The organism is Pseudomonas sp. IPO3774, assembly GCF_013386835.1.
Lineage (GTDB): Bacteria > Pseudomonadota > Gammaproteobacteria > Pseudomonadales > Pseudomonadaceae > Aquipseudomonas.
This window is the reverse complement of record NZ_JACAQY010000038.1, coordinates 100,232-117,812: the sequence shown is the minus strand read 5'-3', so window position 1 is coordinate 117,812 and position 17,581 is coordinate 100,232. Positions and strand designations below refer to the sequence as shown.

11 protein-coding genes and 1 tRNA gene are annotated in these 17,581 nt (G+C 61.8%); 3 read left to right on the top strand and 9 right to left on the bottom strand.

The annotated features are described in order from the left end of the window. Positions 1-62 precede the first annotated feature (62 nt). The 9 genes from HYE77_RS21450 to bcsQ are packed head-to-tail and all read right to left on the bottom strand — an operon-like array spanning position 63 to position 14,470. Positions 63-1,190 carry a cell division protein FtsQ gene (locus HYE77_RS21450; RefSeq protein ID WP_008435708.1) on the bottom strand — a complete coding sequence of 376 codons (1,128 nt, stop codon included), beginning with the start codon at positions 1,188-1,190 and terminating at the stop codon, positions 63-65. Positions 1,191-1,202: 12 nt separating this feature from the next. Then, positions 1,203-2,618, bottom strand: coding sequence for an MBOAT family protein (locus HYE77_RS21445; RefSeq protein ID WP_003218070.1), 1,416 nt, complete (start codon positions 2,616-2,618; stop codon positions 1,203-1,205). Positions 2,619-2,635: 17 nt separating this feature from the next. Beyond that, a complete protein-coding gene (locus tag HYE77_RS21440) occupies positions 2,636-3,301 on the bottom strand; it encodes an alginate O-acetyltransferase AlgF (protein ID WP_177069296.1) in 666 nt (221 codons plus the stop codon). Next, positions 3,301-3,972, bottom strand: a complete 672-nt coding sequence (locus HYE77_RS21435) for an SGNH/GDSL hydrolase family protein (RefSeq protein ID WP_003218072.1) — start codon at positions 3,970-3,972, stop codon at positions 3,301-3,303. The genes HYE77_RS21440 and HYE77_RS21435 overlap by 1 nt, the downstream gene beginning before the upstream one ends. A gap of 17 nt (positions 3,973-3,989) precedes the next feature. Beyond that, positions 3,990-7,841, bottom strand: a complete 3,852-nt coding sequence (locus HYE77_RS21430) for a cellulose biosynthesis protein BcsC (RefSeq protein ID WP_177069295.1) — start codon at positions 7,839-7,841, stop codon at positions 3,990-3,992. Continuing rightward, on the bottom strand, positions 7,823-9,019 hold the full coding sequence (bcsZ, locus tag HYE77_RS21425; protein WP_177069294.1) for a cellulose synthase complex periplasmic endoglucanase BcsZ: 1,197 nt from the start codon (positions 9,017-9,019) through the stop codon (positions 7,823-7,825). The genes HYE77_RS21430 and bcsZ overlap by 19 nt, the downstream gene beginning before the upstream one ends. Then, complete coding sequence (gene bcsB, locus HYE77_RS21420) at positions 9,016-11,274, bottom strand: cellulose biosynthesis cyclic di-GMP-binding regulatory protein BcsB (RefSeq protein ID WP_008435714.1); 2,259 nt, start codon at positions 11,272-11,274, stop codon at positions 9,016-9,018. The genes bcsZ and bcsB overlap by 4 nt, the downstream gene beginning before the upstream one ends. After that, positions 11,271-13,490, bottom strand: coding sequence for a UDP-forming cellulose synthase catalytic subunit (gene bcsA, locus HYE77_RS21415; protein ID WP_003218076.1), 2,220 nt, complete (start codon positions 13,488-13,490; stop codon positions 11,271-11,273). Before bcsA ends, bcsB begins: the two co-directional genes overlap by 4 nt. Then, a complete protein-coding gene (gene bcsQ / locus HYE77_RS21410) occupies positions 13,487-14,470 on the bottom strand; it encodes a cellulose biosynthesis protein BcsQ (RefSeq protein ID WP_177069293.1) in 984 nt (327 codons plus the stop codon). Before bcsQ ends, bcsA begins: the two co-directional genes overlap by 4 nt. A 690-nt stretch (positions 14,471-15,160) precedes the next feature. On the opposite strand from bcsQ, the gene HYE77_RS21405 reads away from it, so the two are divergent. The 3 genes from HYE77_RS21405 (at position 15,161) to HYE77_RS21395 (ending at position 17,422) form a co-directional block, all read left to right on the top strand. Continuing rightward, entirely contained in the window at positions 15,161-15,391 is a 231-nt protein-coding gene (locus tag HYE77_RS21405; protein WP_003218078.1) for a DUF2790 domain-containing protein, read from the top strand. A gap of 462 nt (positions 15,392-15,853) precedes the next feature. Further along, positions 15,854-15,929, top strand: a tRNA-Thr gene (locus tag HYE77_RS21400). Between the two features lie 164 nt (positions 15,930-16,093). After that, complete coding sequence (locus HYE77_RS21395) at positions 16,094-17,422, top strand: integrase arm-type DNA-binding domain-containing protein (RefSeq protein WP_177069292.1); 1,329 nt, start codon at positions 16,094-16,096, stop codon at positions 17,420-17,422. Positions 17,423-17,581 lie beyond the last annotated feature (159 nt).

Here is a 17,581-nt window from a genome sequence, read left to right as displayed (position 1 = left end):
TGAAGGTGTCATTATTTTGGTGTTTCTGAAGAAATCTTTAAGACGAGCGGTAAATGGTCAATTTACTGACTAATCTTTATCGGGTCGTAAGGTGTTTGCAAATCCCGCTCCGGGATCTCCCAGATCAGCAGCTTGGGCGGCGTCTGCTTGAACGCCGGGCTGTCGAAATAAGCCTTGGCGGCGCCTGAAAATTCGCCGCCGTCCTTGCTGAAGTTACCCACCGGAGCGTTCAGGGCTTTTTGCAGGAAACCCACGAAATTCGAATTGCGCGAAAACGAGGTACCGATCAGTGCCACGTTCGGCAGGCCGGCGTCACCAAACAAATCGTCAGGGTTACTCGACGCCGCCGGGCCGTTCTCATGCGCGGTGCTGGCCGCAACCTGCTCGCCCACCGGCTGTAACTTCGGCGGCAACCAGTCGAGACCGGCCAGGCGTACCAGGTCACCCGGACGCGGTGCGAGCGGTGCCTGGGTAATGTCGAAGGCTTGCTCCGGCGTGGCCTGGATACCGCGCTGCTGGATGCGCAGGGCCACGGCGCGGGCGCCGGCATTCGAGCCGATTTCGCTCCAGTGCGTGTCGGTACGCAGGTAGGCATCCGGGCCGAGGGGTTTCAGGGTGTCGGTCAAATCCAGCACTTCAACGCCCGCCGCTTGCAACAGCGTGCTCCATTGCTGAATCCGGCCATCCAGCACGGCCGGACGATACAAGCCGCAACGCTGGGCAGCGGCGATGCGGGTTTTATCCGGCACCACCATCACTTGCAGATCAATACCGCGCTGGCCTAGCTGCTTTTTCAGGTCGATCACCGCGTCGGCCTTGGTGCGCGCATTGTCTTCGGCGTGGCGGTTGAGCTTCAGCTCATCGCTGATAAACAGCCAGCCCGGGCAGCCCTGGCGCACCCGCGGCCCGGTGTCGCCGAACGCCAGCCAACTGGCGCCGCGCTCCAGGTTTGCCGCTTCGATGGCCATCGGTGCCTTGGACAATTCCTTGGCAAACCGATGGGTCACTTCACCGTGCAGCAGCATGTCGCTGTCGACCTTGGGCGGCAGGAAACTCACCGGCCCCTTGACCATCAGCCAGACGCAAGACAACAGCCCCGCCGCCAGGAAAGGCACCAACACCCAGCCCGCCAGGGGGCTGGTGCGGACGGCCAGTTCACTCGGTGGGGTCGGCGCGGTAGGGGCGGGCATCGTCAGGCTTCCTTAGAACTGAAAGTACAGAAACGGTACGGCATCGCGGCTGGCAATCAGCGCGAACGACAACACAAACCCGGCCACCGGCCACAGGGATGCGGCCACCACAAACCAAGGCTGCGTACCAAAACGCTGCTCGCAGCGGGTCTGCCAGATCGGCGCGATGATGCACACCAAACCGAGCAACGCGGCCATGCCATGAGCCGGGCGCATGGCCACGGCCAACGCATCACCCAAGGCCATGCCATGCATGCCGAATTGGCCGGCGTACATGGTCAGTGCCGAATGGAAGTCCGGTGCGCGGAACAGCGTCCAGGCCAGGCACACAAACAGCAGCGTCAAGATGTGCGACAGCACCGGCGGAATGCTCGGCAGGCTCGAGCGCGACCACGCCCGGTCAATGCACAACGCGATACCGTGGGCCGAACCCCACAACAGGTAGTTCCAACTGTCGCCGCCATGCCATAACCCGGCAATCGCCATGGTCAGGAACAGGTTGCGGTAGGTACGCCATACGCCATCGCGGTTACCGCCGAGGGCGATGTACAGGTAGTCCCGCAGCCAGCTGGACAACGACAAATGCCAGCGCCGCCAGAAGTCCTGGATGCTGCTGGCGAGGTACGGCCGGTTGAAGTTTTCCGGGAAGTGGAAGCCCAGCATCAAGCCCAGGCCGATGGCCATGGCACTGTAGCCGGCGAAGTCGAAAAACAGTTGCAACGAGTACGCCAGGCAGCCGATCCAGGCATCCACCAGGCTCGGGTTTTCCAGGTGGAAGGCGATGTCCACCAGCGGCGACAAGGTATCGGCCACCAGCACTTTCATGCCCATGCCGATCATGAAACGCCGAGCGCCAAGGCTGAAATTCGGCCAGTTGAAATAACGCTGGTTCAGCTCGCGCCGCACCCAGTCATAACGAATGATCGGGCCCGCAATCGAGTGGCCGAACATCGAGATATAGGTCGCGTAATTGATGAAGCTGCGCTCCACCGGCACGGTGTGCCGGTGCACATCCACCAGGTACGAAATCGCCTGCAGCACAATGAACGACAACCCGGCCGGCAACGCCACGCGCTGCCAATCCAGCGGCATCGCGCCGTACCAGGTGATCACCTCACTCACGGTGCCCGCGACGATGTTGGCGTACTTGTACCAACACAGCACCGCGGTGTTGAACACGATCAACGCGATCAACAGCCGCACCCGGCCCTTGCCGTCTTCACGGGAACGGTCCACCAGCAAACCGCCGACCCACGCCACCACGGTCAACACCATGTGCAGGAACAGGAACAGCGGGCTCAACCAGCCGTAGAACAGCCAGCTGCCGATCAACAGGATGACGTTGCGCCAGCCCGGACGGGCCAGCGCATAAATCAACAGGAAGGCCGGCAGGAACAGCGTGAGGAATTCCAGTGAGGCAAAGACCATGGTGGTGTCGGGCCCGATCAGTTAGCGAGCGTGTCGGAGGTAAACAGCAACCTCGAACCGGCGGCCGATGGCAGTGCGAGCACGCTGTAGCGTTCGCCGGCCTTGAGGGTGAAGGTCAGCGGCTGGCCCACCGGCGCGTTGGCGCACTTGAGCTGCACCGACAGTTCCACCGGGTTGATCATGCGGCGCGAAATCGCGCCTTCGGCGACCTTCTTGAACAGCTCGGTTTTTTGCGCCACGGCTTCCAGGCTCGCGTCGGCGCAGGCGGCGTCGGCGTTGATAAAGGCCAGCGAGGCCTTCAGTGCGTTGAAGTCATCCGGCTGTTCGTGGATCACCAACTGGCGCGTGCCGCCCTTGGCGTCCGGCACGGCCACTACGGTGGCGAACTCGCCCGGCGCGACGGTCACGGCCAGCTCGGAATCCTTGCCGCCCTGGCTCAACACGCCCTTGATCGGAGTCTTGCCGCCCGACACCGGCAGGTAGTCAGACACCAGTTTGTCGCCACCCAACACCAGGCTGGCCTTGGAACCCTGGGGCAGCAATTTCAGCTCGCCGTCGGTGCCGTTGGCCAGGCGCAGGAAGGCCGAATCCTTCTCCGGGCCGGTGGGGTAAAGCGGGATGTCGGCGCTGTAGGCGCTGACGCTGGCGAGCAAGGTCGCCAGGCCCAGGGTGATCCGTTTCATTATTGCGCTCCTTTGCCCACGGCGGCCGGTGGCAACTTCGCCAGGGAGTCGCCGATCGCCTTGGCCCACTTCTGGTAGCCGTCGATGGTGAAGTGTTGGCCGTCGGTGGTGATCCACTGGCCCGGCTTGGAGAAGGTCAGCGAGTCAACGTAGGTGCACGGCGCCACGTTGGTGGCGAGGAACTGCGACATCACCTTGGTGCGCGCATCATCCTTCTTGTACTGCGAACCGACCTTGCCCCACGCCGGCCCGACCCACACGCACTTGGTGCCGGTTTCGGTGATGGCCTTGGTCAGGGAAGTCACGCTTTTCCAGGCCCAGACTTTCGGGAACTGCGGCTCCGGGTACGAGGCCATGGTGTCGGCGATGATGATCACCACCAGGTCCGGCTTGTCCTTGGCGATCAGGTCTTTGATCGGGGTGGTGCTCATGGCGTTCTTGCCGAAAATCTCGGCCTTGCCAACCGGCAGGCGCTCGGCACCGCACTCGACTTTCTTCGGCACGATCCAGTCGGCTGCACCGGCGCCGCACGCGCCGATGGAGTGAACCTTGGCGCCCTGGGCGGTGAGGTTGTCCTGCAGCGGGTTGAGCAGTGAATCAGGAAAGCTCATGTGACTTTCGCCCAATACCAGCAGGGTCAGGCCGGCAATAGCAGAAGCGGAAACAGGCATGGATGACTCCTATCAAATCAATTCGAATAAGGGGAACGGTACGGACTGACCGGCAAGGGCATAGGCCCGCTCAGGTCTTCAAACAAGTAGCGCAGGTAGGCGTTACCGACGTACTGGCGATAGTCCTGAGCGTTGTCGAGACCGACTTCGCCACCCAGGTAAAAGCGCGAGCTGAGGCGGTATTCGGCTGCGGCATTGAAGCTGTAGCCGATGCCGGTCTTGCTGTCCTTGGCGTATTTCGGATCGCCCCGGTCACTCTGGAGCTGGTCATGCCCCGGGAAATAATCGACCGCATCTTGCTCGATATGCTGGATGCCCACCGAACTTTTTATCTGGTAGCTGAACCGATCAAAACTCTGCGCCCAGCGCACCGGCACACCCAGGGAGAAGAAGCGCTGCGGGCTGAAGTAACCGCCCTGGCCGTAGGTGTAGTAACCCTGGTTTTCCTTGAAGCCCATGACCGAACCGCTGATGCCGAGGGTCAGGGTGTCGGTCGGGGTATTGCGCAGGTACCAGTAGATGCCGCTGCCCAGTTCCAGCCGGGTGTTGTCTTCGACGTTGTTGCCCAACAGCTCGTGCAACGAGGCGTAGCCATACACACCGAGCTTCTGGTTGTCGTAGCTCAGGTCGCCACGCCCGCCGTTGGCGGTCACGCCGCCCCATTTCTCGCCGGTACGCTTGTCTTCGGAACCGGCAAAGGAGGTCACACTGTCGGTGACCGGGCGCCGCGAAGCGTTGACCCCGTAACGGAAGTTGGAGCCCTGGGAGAACGGCCGCGAGACGCTGGCGCCACCGACGATGGTGTCGTACAGAAAGCCCAGCGGGCTCACACCGATGTCGGCCTTGAGGCCTTCATCCGGGTTCTCCACGGCAACGGCCAGACCAACGCCCGTGTCGCTCTGGGAGCCCGCCGGGTTGGCCGTGCCGCCGCCAAAGCGTGTGGCAGAGTCGCTCTTCACGCTGCCGGAACTCACATGCACCGGCGTCACGCGCAGCGCAACGTTCAGATCACCCACCGGCATCCGCGCTTCGAATGGCGCCTCGACGTCAGTGATTTTGCTCAAGCCGCTTTCGCCATTGTTGCTGCGAACGCTCAAGCCCTGCACCAGGTAACCGGTGCGATCCCGCAGGATCGTATCCAGCGCACGACGTGCCGGGCTGAGGTTGGCGGTGTCGAGTGCAGCAATGCTCGACGGTGGCTCGAACGGCTCGTTCCAGTTGTTCGACGCCGGACGCGCGGAGGCTGCCAGGGCATTGTCCGGCACGACATTGGTCGGTGCATCAATCGGCGGCGGCACGGCGCCGGCAACGGTCAGGTCGGTGACCTGGCGACGCTGGCCCGGCAAGCCGACGAAGGGGTTGTAAGGCACGCCCTGGGAGCCGGCCTGAGCCAATTGCGTCTGGCTCTTCTGGCTGTTCTCAATCGCCAACGCCTTGCGCAGCAGTGCAGCGGCTTCGTTGTTCTTGCCCAGCCCCTGATAGATGCGCGCAGCCGAGGTGAGGATCTCGGGGTTGCCCGGTTCCAGGGACAGCGCCTTTTCACTGGCGCTTTCCGCCAGGCCACGATCACGGCCTTGCAGCGCGATATCCGCCAGGCCCAGTTGCAGGCGAGCGTTGTTCGGGTTCTGCTGAATCAGCGGCGCATAAAGCTCCATGGCCTTTTTGCTATTGCCGCTGGCCGCGTACATCCGCGCCAGGGCACCTACCGCCATTGCGTCGTTGGGACGCTGGGCAAGGGCCGGCGACAGCATGTCGTAGGCCGCGACCAGGTCGTTTTTCTCACGCAGGGCATCAGCCTGTTTGACCCGGTACAGGTAGATCAAATCGTCGTAACGCTGGCGACCGGTTTCACTCAGCGGCTTGCCCTGCACTTCACGCAGGATGTCGCCCGCCTCGGTGTAGTGGTTGGCCTTGAGCAGCACATTGGCGTACAGCAGTTTCTGGTCGACGGTCGGGTTCGGATTGTTATCCAGAACCTTCTGCATGATATCCAGGCCCTGCTGCGTCGCGCCGACTTCCACATAAGCGGCCGCCAGCACCGCCAGGCGCTCAGGCTTCTGCCGGGTCATGGCTTCACTGCGGCCCAGCAGCGCGAGGGCTTCCGGGCGCTGGCCACGGCGGGCGGTCTCGATGGCGATGTCGGTCTGCTTGTGCAGCGCGATATCGATACCCAGCTCGTTCATGTCAGCGGTACGTTGCCCCGCAGGGATACGCGCCAGGGTCTCTTCAGCCTTTTTCCACTCACCCAGCTCCGCCGACAGCAGCGTGCTGGTGTACAGCGCGTCCGGCTGGTTCGGCTGCTTGGCCAGCAAGCCGTCGATCAAGGCACGGGCGTTGCGAATCTGGCCGTCGCGCAGGTAAATGCGCGCCAGGGCGAAGCGTGTCCACGGGTTTTCCGGGTCGGCATCAAGGGCTTGTTTGTAGGCGGCTTGCGCGGCTTTCAAATCGCCCCGCTGCTCGGCCAGCTTGCCCACCTGGGTAGCGCGCAACGCGGTGATTTTCACACTCGGCGCGAACTTCGCGCGCTCGGCGGGCGACACCGAGTCGATCAGCTTCAAGGCTTCTTCCGGCTGCCCGGATTGGGACAGCACGTTGATCAAGCCGCTCAGCGCGTCCGGGTCGCCAGGATGACGGGCGAGCACTTTGCGGTAGCCGGCTTCGGCGGTGTCGAACTGATTGTCCTGGGCCTGGAAACCCGCCAGTGCCACGGCAGCGCCGGGCTGGCCAGGGTTCAAGCGTTCGGCCTGGGCCACCAGGTCGCGGGCCTGGCTGCCGCGCCCGCCACGCTGGGCGTCACGGGCCTGGTTGAGCAGGTTCCAGTAGCGCACATCATTGAGCGCCGACTGCCATGCCGCGCCACCCGGCAAACGGGTGGCCTGAACCAGGTAGCTTTCAGCCTCGCTGAAGCGCTGCTGCTGTTGACGCAGCACGCCCATGCCGCCGAGGGCATCGACGTCATTGGATTTTTCATTGAGGCGCGCCGCCAATAGCGGCTCGGCGGTTTTCAGGTCGCCATCATCCAGCGCCTTGAACGCCTTGGTCATCTGCGGATCACGCTGCCAACCGGCGCCGGTCTTGCCTTGGGCAATGCCCTTGTTCATCAGCGCACGGATTTCGCTGTCGTCCGGATGCGCCGCCAGAAACTGCTGGAACAACGGCACCTGGTCGCTCTTCGGCGGGCCGAGCCAGATCAGCGCAAAGCGCCAGGTTTCATCGGCGTTGCCGCCCACGTCGTTGTTCGGGGCCAGCTTGGCCAGGGCGCGGATGCCGTCGGCGCGGGTGGCCGGGTTACGCGCCAGATGCTTGGCCAGGAACAGCGCCACAATCGGGTCGTTCGGCCGCTCGCGAGACAAACGCTGCAAGCCGGCGATGGCCTCGTTCGTGCCCTTGGGCGTGAAGCCCAGGGTGTTGTAATACTCGCGGGCAAGCAGGCCCTGAGGCTGGCGCCCCTGGAAGATCTGGCGATACAGCGCCACCGCTTGTTCGCGCTCTTCTTCAGGCTCGCCGAGTTCACGGGCCTGTTCCAGCAACTTGGCGTTGGCCGGGATGTTGACGGTGATGTCCTGCTCCAGCAGCAAGGCCTGGCGCGGTACCGGGCTCAGCGCCTGCAGGCGGGCCAGGTACTTTTGCGCTTCGGCCGGACGCTGTTGTTGCACCTGGATCAAGCCGATGCCGTACAGCGCATCCGGCTGTTCGGGGCTCAGGCGCAGCAGTTTCTGCCAGGTCTCGAGGGCGCGTTCCGGGTTCTTTTTCGACTGCCAGTAATAGCCCTGCTCGATCAGCAGGCTTTGCGGGTCAGTGGTTCCGGCAAAGCTGGCGCTGGAAGCCAGGGCCGCCAGAATCGCAATGGCTAGCGTGTGACGGCGCATGCAGACTCCCAGGATAATTTCACCGTGCCGTCTTGTTCGAAACGGTACTTTTGATCAGCGAAGCCCTGGCCGAACAGGCTGAGCATGTAGTCGTAGTAAATCGGCTGGGCGCTGTCCGGGGCCGAAGGCGCGAGCGCCTTGGCAAGGGCGTCGTCGACTTTCTGCTTTTGCAATTGCGCCAGGGCGGTTTCGCCCCGGGCCTGGAAGAAGGCCATGGTGGAGGCCGAGAACCCCGTCGGCGTGTAGCCGTTGTTTTTCTCGACTTCACCGGTCAGCACGTGGACTTTCTCCGGCGGCAAACCGTTGACCGACGCAGCGGTGGCACGGGAAATCCCGCCCAAGGCCTTGAGCATCGGCGCGGCCAGCGGGTCGCTCTTGGCGGTCATGCCGGCCCAGAGGTAAGTGCGGATCGCGTCGTAGCTGCCCAGGTCATCGGAAAACGGGTCGACGATAAACAGCCCGGTGTTTGCGCTGGTGGCGCGGTAACCGACCCAGTTGGCCGCCAGGCCATGGGGATTGCTCGGCAGGTCGGCGAGCATCTTCGCGTTGCTCTCGGCCACTTCGTTCCAGCCGGCGTTCGGGCGCTCTTTTGCAAAGCGGCGCAGTTGCGGCAGTACTTGATAGCTGGGGTTGAAGCGCCACAGGCCTCCCGCGTGTGCATAGCCCACCGGCCCCGGCAACAGCATCTTGCCCAGGCCCGGTACGCGCACGATCAGGTTGCGTTCAACGTTGGCCAACACCAGTTGCGCGTCGCTGCGGTACTGCGGTGCGTTCCACACGCGCGCGGCTTCAAGCAACGCATAGGCCATCCACAAATCGGCGTCGCTGGCGGAGTTGCTGTCGATCGCGCCCCACTTGCCATCGTCACGCTTGCCCCACAGCCAGGCCGGCAGGTTCTGGCCGATGTCGGCGCCCGCCATGTTGGACTTGGTCCAGGTCCAGAGCTTGTCGAAGGTCGCCCGGTCGTTGCCCACCAGGGCAAAGAACATCGCGTACGACTGCCCTTCCGAGCTGCTTTCCGTCGGCTTCATGGACGAGTTCAACACCCGGCCATCGTCCTGGATAAAGCGCTTGGCATAGTTCTGCCACAGCGGCCAATCGCAGGTCTGTGCCTGGGCGGCACCGGCAAGCAATGTGCTGCTAATCACCGCCAGGATCGCGCTACGCAAAGGGTTCATGCCAACCGCCGTTTTGCACGGGCACGCAGTGCCAGGTAGATCAGGCAGGTCAGCACCAGCAGCCCCAGGAAGGTAATCGCCAGCATCCAGCCCAGGTTCTGGGACAGCTGCCATTGCATGAATTTGAAGTAGTTCAGGTCGCCGACGTAGTACTGCTGGTCCGCGACCAACGAGCTGATCTGCGTGCCCTGCACCACCGCCAGGCTGCCCTGGATCGAGTCTTTGTAGTCGTCACCGCCAATCAGCGCCGAGGTCGCTTCAAGCAGGCCCTGAGGCTGGTTGCTGGCAATCAGCACCACGCTGCGCCCGGCCTTGAGCGGCGATTGGAAGCCGGCGAACCAGGTGCTGTTGCTCAGGCCGCTGAAGGTGATGCCGGCATTGGCCGTATGCTGGTTGGCCGCGGCGTCCGGGCTGATCCAGCTGCGCACATAACGTGGCAGGTCAGACAACAGGAAGTGGTGCTGCAGGCCGTCACTGGTGGCCGGCAGGTATTGCTGCCATTGCTGCAGCAGCGGCTGGTTGCCGCCGGTGGCGAGCACCAGCAGGTCTTTGTCGGCAACGCTTTGCACGTCTTTGGCCTGCACCACTTTGACGGCGGTGGCCGGGTAGCCGGTGGACTCGCCGAAGCGGCCCATCACAGTCAGGTAAGCGCTCAATTCATCGGTGCCGACGTTGTCCGGCATCACCACCGCCGACTCCGAAAGGTCAGCCAGGCGGGTGAACGGGAAGCCGGAATCGTTGAACACGCCCAGGTTCGGCATGGCGATAAAGTGCTGGTAGCTGCTCAGGTCCAGGCTCGAGTCCGGGTCAATCGCACCGCGCATGTTGTCGACGATGATGTCCCGGCATTCGCCTTCCTTGATGTAGTCGTACATGAAGCGCAGTTGCAGCTTGGACTTGGGCGAAGCCGAGCTGATCGGCAACAGGGTCGTCACTTCACGGGGCAGGGTTTCGTCTTTCTTCAGCTGGTCCAGCAGGCTCTGCCCGCCGCCCAGGTTGCTCACCGACGGCAACGCGACGGACTTCATGAACTGGTCGTTCAGACCGATCAGCAAGGAGGAGTTGGTGGACACCTGCTGCGGCGTGTAGCGGTATTTGACGTTGAGCGGCACGCCCTCTTCGCGCCAGTTGAACAGGTCGGGCGGCAGGCGCAGGTCGACGCTGATCGGGCCCGGGTTGTAGCCGGAGACGTTGAGTTTTTTCAGTTCTACCAGCTCGCCAAGGCGTACCGGACGGTTGCTGGGCAGCCAGTTCGGCGCGTCGTAAGGGCTGCGCGGGGCCAGGGTGTCGAGCCTGGTGATGACCACGCTGTTGCCGGTCAACACCGGGTTGCCCAGCACCACGGCGGTGGCGGCACGCTTGAGTTCAGCGCCATCACGGCCGGAGACGATCAGCAGCTTGCCATTCGGATCGTTGGGGTTGGTGATCAGGGTCAGGGTCGGCCCTTTAGGCTCAGGGACCGCCACACCGTGTACATCCACAGCCTGGGTACTTTGCACCAGCACGATGGCGTTGCCCTTGGCCGGAATCTCGCCAAGGGTGGTCGGGAACGTCGCACCCCGGTAGCTGGCCAAGCCGCCTACCCACGACGACAGCGCTCCGGCAGCTTCCAGCGCGGCGTTGTCCGGCGCGCTGGCAAACACGAACGGCAGGCTGACCTGGCGCGCATCACGCTTGTCGAAGAACGGCAGCGGCAGCACCGACAGGTCGTCTTTCAAGACGATCGGCTGCACCTGCACTTTCAGCTCACTGCTGTTGCTGATCTTGGCCCACAGGCTGCTGTGCAGCGGGTCTTCACAGGACATGGTGTAGTGGCCGATGAACTGCAGGCTCAAGCGGTTGAATTCGGTGATCAGGTGCGCCGGAATCTGCACCAGTTTTTCCTGCTGGATACCTGCGCCCTCTTTGGGCAGCGGCAGGCTGGCGGCGACTTCGTCGTTGACCAGCACGTTGATCTGCGACAGGTCCGCCAGCAGCGCCGGCGAGTAGCTGTACTTGAGCAACAGTTGCGCGCCCTTCACCACTTCATCGGCACGGATGTCGAAGTTGACGCTGTCGGACGCTTCCACGCCTTGCAGGTTCATGGTGTCGCGACGGCCCAGTTGCTTGAGGGTCAGGCTGTAGCCGTCGTCAGTGCTCTGCACCGCAACAGCGGGTGCAGCGGCCTGTGCCTGCGAGCCCAGGCCCAGCAGCGAAGCGATCATCAGCGCGAGCACGCCGCGCGACTGCGGGCGGGCAAATAGTGTGGAAGTCATGGCTTGTCCATCAGCGTATCGAGCGGTTGTGAGGGAGTGCGGCGCAGGGCCAGACGCAATTCATGCAGCGTGGCGCGACCCAGGGTAAACAGGCCGCCGATGCCGATGGCACCGACTTCACGCAGGGCTGACAACGGTGTATCGGGCTGGCCGGCGCCCCAACTCGCGGCCCAGGTGTCGGCGCGGGAAAACGTCAGGCGTACCAGTTCGCTTTGTTGGCGCAGGGACAGTGCATCGAATTGCGCGCCAATCTGCGCGCCCTTGCTGAACACCACCCGCGCCTGGAACAGGCTGTCTTGTCCGTTGCGCGACAGCACCAACTGCAACTGTTCGCCCCGGGCAATCTGGTGCCCGTCGGCGAGGATCAGGCCGAAGCCGTTCTGCGAGAAATCCTGGGTCGTGCCTTTGAGCACACGACCGTCGGCGCAGATCACACTGACCGGCAATTTCGCGCTGACCCGCGGCTCGGAGCGCACTTGCCGCGCTTCGGAAGCCACCGCCACTGCAGCGCTGGTGATGATCAGGTTGTAGAGGGTCCAGGTCAGGTTGATCGCCACGGTGACCGCGGTGGACTCGTCGCCCCAGATCAATTGATACAGACCGAAGCAAAGCCCGACCAGGTTCACCGCCAGCAGTACGAGGTACGGCCGGGCGAGTTTCCAGTCGAAGAATTGCTTGTCGATGATCCCGCCCTTGTCGGTGACGTTGAAGCCGCCCGCCTTGGGGTTGACCAGCGCAACCAATACCGGCGGCAGGATGTACCAGGCCAGTACGGTCTCGTAGACCTCGTTCCAGAACGAGTGGCGGAAGCGCCCCTGGATCCGCGAGTTGGTCAGGCTCGAATGCACGAGGTGGGGCAACACATAGGCGACAATCATCAGCGCCGAGGCGTGGAAAATCTGCGCGCCGAAAATCAGGTAGGCCAGCGGCGCGGTGAGGAACACCAGCCGCGGCAAGCCATAGAAGAAGTGCAGCATGGCGTTGGCGTAGCAGATGCGCTGGCCCCACTTCAGGCCTTTGCCCAGCAGCGGATTGTCGGTGCGGAAAATCTGCGCCATGCCCCGCGCCCAACGGATGCGCTGGTTGATGTGGCGTGACAGGCTTTCGGTGGCCAGGCCCGCGGCTTGCGGGATCGCCAGGTAAGCGGTGTTGTAGCCCAGGCGGTTGAGCTTGAGCGCGGTGTGGGCGTCTTCAGTGACGGTCTCGACGGCCACGCCGCCGATTTCCAGCAAGGGCTTGCGGCGGATCACCGCACACGAGCCGCAGAAGAACGTCGCGTTCCACAGGTCGTTGCCGTCCTGCACCAGGCCGTAGAACAACTCGCCCTCGTTGGGCACGGCGCGGAAGGTGTCGAGGTTCTTTTCAAACGGGTCGGGTGAAAAGAAGAAGTGCGGCGTTTGCAGCATCGCCAGCTTGGGGTCCTTGAGGAACCAGCCGAGGCTGACTTGCAGGAAGGAACGGGTCGGCACGTGGTCGGCGTCGAACAGCGCGATGTACTCGCCGTCGGTGACCTTCAACGCTTCATTGAGGTTGCCGGCCTTGGCGTGGAAATTGTTGTCGCGGCGGATGTAGTTCACGCCGATCTTGCGGCAGAAATCGCGGAAGTCGTCGCGACGGCCATCGTCGAGCACGTGGACGCGCAACTTGTCCTTGGGCCAGTCCATCGCCTGGGCGGCGAAGATGGTCAGTTTGACGATGCTCAACGCCTCGTTGTAGGTCGGGATGAACACGTCGACCGTGGGCCACTCCGACGGTTCGGTCTTGAGCCACACCGGCTCGCGGCGCAGCGGCCAGGCGGTTTGCACGTAGCCGAAGATCAGCACCACCAGCGCGTACAGCTCGGCGAGCACCAGGCCGTAGCCGAACAGCATGTCGAGCCAGGTTTCAAAACCCAGGGTGGAAGTCAGCCGCCAGTACATGTAGCGCAGCGACGCCACCAGCGACAACACCACCAGCGCGAGGATCGCCATGCGCCCGGGAATCTTGCGCAGCAGCAGCACCGCAAGGAAGCACACGGCGGCAAACAGGCATTGGCTGTAGAGGTCCAGCGGGGCGCTGACAATGCTCACCAACAGCAAGGTGCCGACCACACAACTGATCACCACCAGCACTTTGCGCAGCGTATCGGGCCAGCGATTGAAGCGCGAAATCGCGGCGTCCAGCCGCTGCTCGGCGCGCCCCGGAGTGTGGGGCGTAGAGGACGTAGTGTCGGTCATGGAAGGTCCGAATCGATTCGTTCGAGCAGCGTGCGGCACAGGGCATGAATGTCCTGGCAGCCGAGACTGTTGACGGTAGGGTCGAGGGGATCGCGGCCGCAGGCCTGGGCTTCACTGAACACCGGGTCACGGTGGACCGTGCCGAGCAGTGCATCGCCGAGGCGGGCCTTGAACACTTCGGCCATGTCCAGGCTGAAGCGGTGGGCGCCGTCGAGTTGGTTGATCACGTAGTAACGCTGTGGTGGTTTTTCGCGCTCAAGGTACGGCGCCAGCACACTGTCCATCTGGGCCAGGGTGCTGAATGAGGAAACATCCGCCTGCACCGCCACCAACACCACGTCTGCCAGGGCCATGGCCTGGTGCAGGTACACCGTGTTGCCGGCGGGCACGTCGATCACCACCGTGTCCTGGCCATTCAACTGCAAGCCGGCCAGGTGCCGGGGCAGCCATTGGGCGTCTTCGCCGAGCCAGCGATTGAGGTTTTTTTGCTGGTCGTTGTTGGTCTCACCGAAGGCCACGAGGCGGCAACCGGCAAAGCCGCGCTCGGCCAGGCCTTCCCAGGACTCATTGCTCAAGCTCGTCGCGCCGATGCCGGGCAAATTCAGGCCCAGGCACAAGTGATGACGCAGGGCATTTTGCGGGTCCAGGTCCAGCGCCACGGCCGGGTGGCCTTGACGCTGCAAGCCGCTGGCAATGGCCGCGGTCAGCGTGCTGCGACCGACACCGCCCTTGAGCGAGACCACCACGATCACCTTGGGTGAGGATTGATCCGAGTACACCTCACCGGTCGGCCCTTCGACCACTTCGGGAGGTTGCAGGTGATCGGCTTCGCCCTGGGTCAGCTCTTCGAGCAAGCGCAGCAATGGCGCCGACGGCGGCTCATCCAGCGCGACGGTGCAAGCGGTTTGGGCCGGGATGGGCACGGCGTCGAAAGGCTCGACCACCACGTCATCCTCAAGATAATCATGGACGGCGTACATCTCCCGGTAGCCATTTGGATTGGCGCCCAGCTTATTGAATAGTTTTGAAATATCGTCTGCGCGACTCACCCACTGCCCTCCCCGGTTATTACGCTTTAAAGGCGTTAAAAAGGTCAGCCCGTTGAGCTGACCTTGGTTTTTCTAGTTATGTGTTGGCTGGCGGCATTCTGTGATATCAGATTGATGGTGTCAGTATTTTGATGCTTTTTGATGAATTCTTTCCGACGAGCGGCTGAGCGCCGTATTTTTGACTTATTTGGCGAATTTTTATCATTTTCTTTCAGATCAGAAGCTTGCGGCGGCTTCTAACAATTTTTCTGGCCGCCTGGTCAGGAAAAATTGCTTAGCTGACGAATCAAATTACAACTTAGTAATTAACCGCCAACATTCCGTAAACCGGGTTAAACGATTCCGCTATTTATATGACGTTTAATATTTCGAAACAGAATACGGTAAGACTCACCTTATTCAAGGGAAAAACGATGACCGTTATGTCGAAAACATCTAAGAGAAAGACCCTGAGGCACTAATACCTCTAATGGATATGTTTCTGTATCAAGTTGTATGCAATCCCCTTCTCAACACATGCCGAGGCAAAACGCCGGGTGCATGACACAGGCCGGATACCTCCCGGGCGCTCAATAGGCTCCAACGCAACACACACCCTATTGAACCTCAGAGGACATCACCATGAACCGCAACACCCTCATCGCCAGCAGCCTGTTTGCCTTGCTCAACGTTGCCGCCTTTTCGGCCCAGGCCAGCCCCAAGCTGGATGTACAGCAAGTACTGTCGACCGTGGACGATGGAGGCGCGGCGTGTGGCGTGGTGAATGCGCGGATGACCTACCTGGATTCCCATGGGCAGAAGCGGGTGTTTGAGTACAAGAAATTTGCCGATTCGTGTAACGAAGGCAGCTAAAAAGCTGAACGACAAAACCTGTGGCGAGGGAGCTTGCTCCCGCTGTTTTGGGCCTGCTGCGCAGCCCAGCGGGAGCAAGCTCCCTCGCCACAAAATTTCATCTGAAGCTAAATCGCGTTAACCACGAATACGGTGCTCGGTGAACTCATAATCCTCCTGGCAATCGCCAGTCGGGTCCGTCGCCACACCAGCCGTTCTCGGTTTGAATCGGCTGGGTTTGCTGCGCATCGCGGAAAAACGTGATGGTGAGGCGGCCGTCGGGCTGGAGGTTGTTGTTCCACGACAGGATTGGCACTTGCCGCTTTCTGCACGCAGGCCTTTCCAGTGATCCAGCGCATGGGATTGGCGGGGCTGGGGTGGCTGAAACGAGGCCGCGCAGAGAAAACCCGGTCGGTTGCAAAAATAGTCAGAATTCAGGGGTTTACAGATGCTTGCCAATCGCTATAATCGTCGCCCTAGCACGCCGGTATAGCTCAGTTGGTAGAGCAACTGACTTGTAATCAGTAGGTCCCGGGTTCGACTCCTGGTGCCGGCACCACATTAGGTTCCATTGCATTCCACCAAATGCTCTGGAAGCCCCGAAAACCCGCCCTTTGGCGGGTTTTTTCGTTCCAGGACCCTCTGTCGGGATCCAATAAAATCCCCCTTCCCCGAGGGTATGTTAGGGGTACTGCGATTTTCCGGTCAGGAGCGCGTACCCCTATGCCACGTCTAGCGATCCCTCTCAGCGACCTGCAATGCCGCACGGCCAAAACCCGCGAACGCGCCTACAAACTGTTCGACGGCGGCGGCATGTACCTTTTCGTCAAAACCAATGGCGTGAAGACCTGGCGCTTGAAGTACACCAAGCCGAGCGGCAAGGAAGGGACGCTCATCATCGGCAATTACCCCATCGTTACCCTTTCAATCGCACGACGTAAGCGAGACGAGGCCAAAGCGTTGCTGCTCGACAACCTCGACCCAATGGAAGAAAAGAAGAAGGCCAAAATCGTAGCCCAGCGGGCGGCACTGCTTTTCGAAACCGTTGCCCTGGAGTGGCACGCCGATATGTCCCGCCGCTGGACCGAAGGCCACGCAAAAACCGTAATGAGCCGACTGCGCACCCACGTCTTCCCGCTGATCGGCCAACGACCCATCGCTGAACTCGATACCCACGACCTGCTAGAGATTACCCAGCGCATCAAGGAACGCGGCACCATGGATGTGGCGTTAAGGGTACAGAACTACTTATCCACCATCATGCGCGGGGCCAAAAGGGCTCGGCAGATCACCATGAATCCTGCACTGGATCTGGCAGGCTCGATTCACGCGCCGCGCACAGTCCATCGCCCGGCCCTATCCCTCAACCGCCTACCCGAACTGCTACACCGTATCGACAACTACAACGGTCGCGAGCTGACACGCCTTGCCGTCCTACTCACGCTGCATGTATTCGTCCGCTCCAGCGAACTGCGCTTCGCGCGATGGAGTGAGTTCGACCTCCAACGCGCCATGTGGGAAATCCCCGATACACGCGCACCGATTGAAGGGGTACGCAACTCCACACGAGGGACCAAGATGAACGGCGACATTCAAATGGTCCCGCTGTCGCCGCAAGTCATCGAAATACTGGAGCGCCTGCGCAGCCTCAGTCGCTTTTCAGAGTTAGTACTACCGGGCGACCACAAGTACTGGAAGCCCATGTCCGAGAACACCGTGAACACCATGCTCCGTAACGTCGGCTATGACACCAGCAAGGACGTGTGCGGTCACGGCTTCAGGACCATGGCCTGTAGCGCCCTGCTGGAATCAGGGTTATGGACCGACGCAGCCATCGAAAGACAAATGAGCCACAAGGAACGCAACCGCGTACGCGCCGCTTATATCCACAAGGCTGAATTCCTCGAACAGCGTAGGCTAATCATGGCGTGGTGGAGCAACTACATCGACGCCAACCGCCATGGGCATGTGACGCCCCACGAATTCGCTCATCCGGTCGGCGACAACATTACCGCCCTACAAAATAGCCGTGGCGCATCCAAACGTGGGTAAGCCAATGAGATCACCGCAGTCCGCCCTTCTACGCGGGTCCATCCAAGCGGGGCTGCAAAGCCGCCCTGCTTGGATGGACCTCATTGAAAAATCTAAAGCCCACGCAATTATCTGTGGAAAACCACGGATTTCCACCGGTGGATAATTTCATCCACAGCC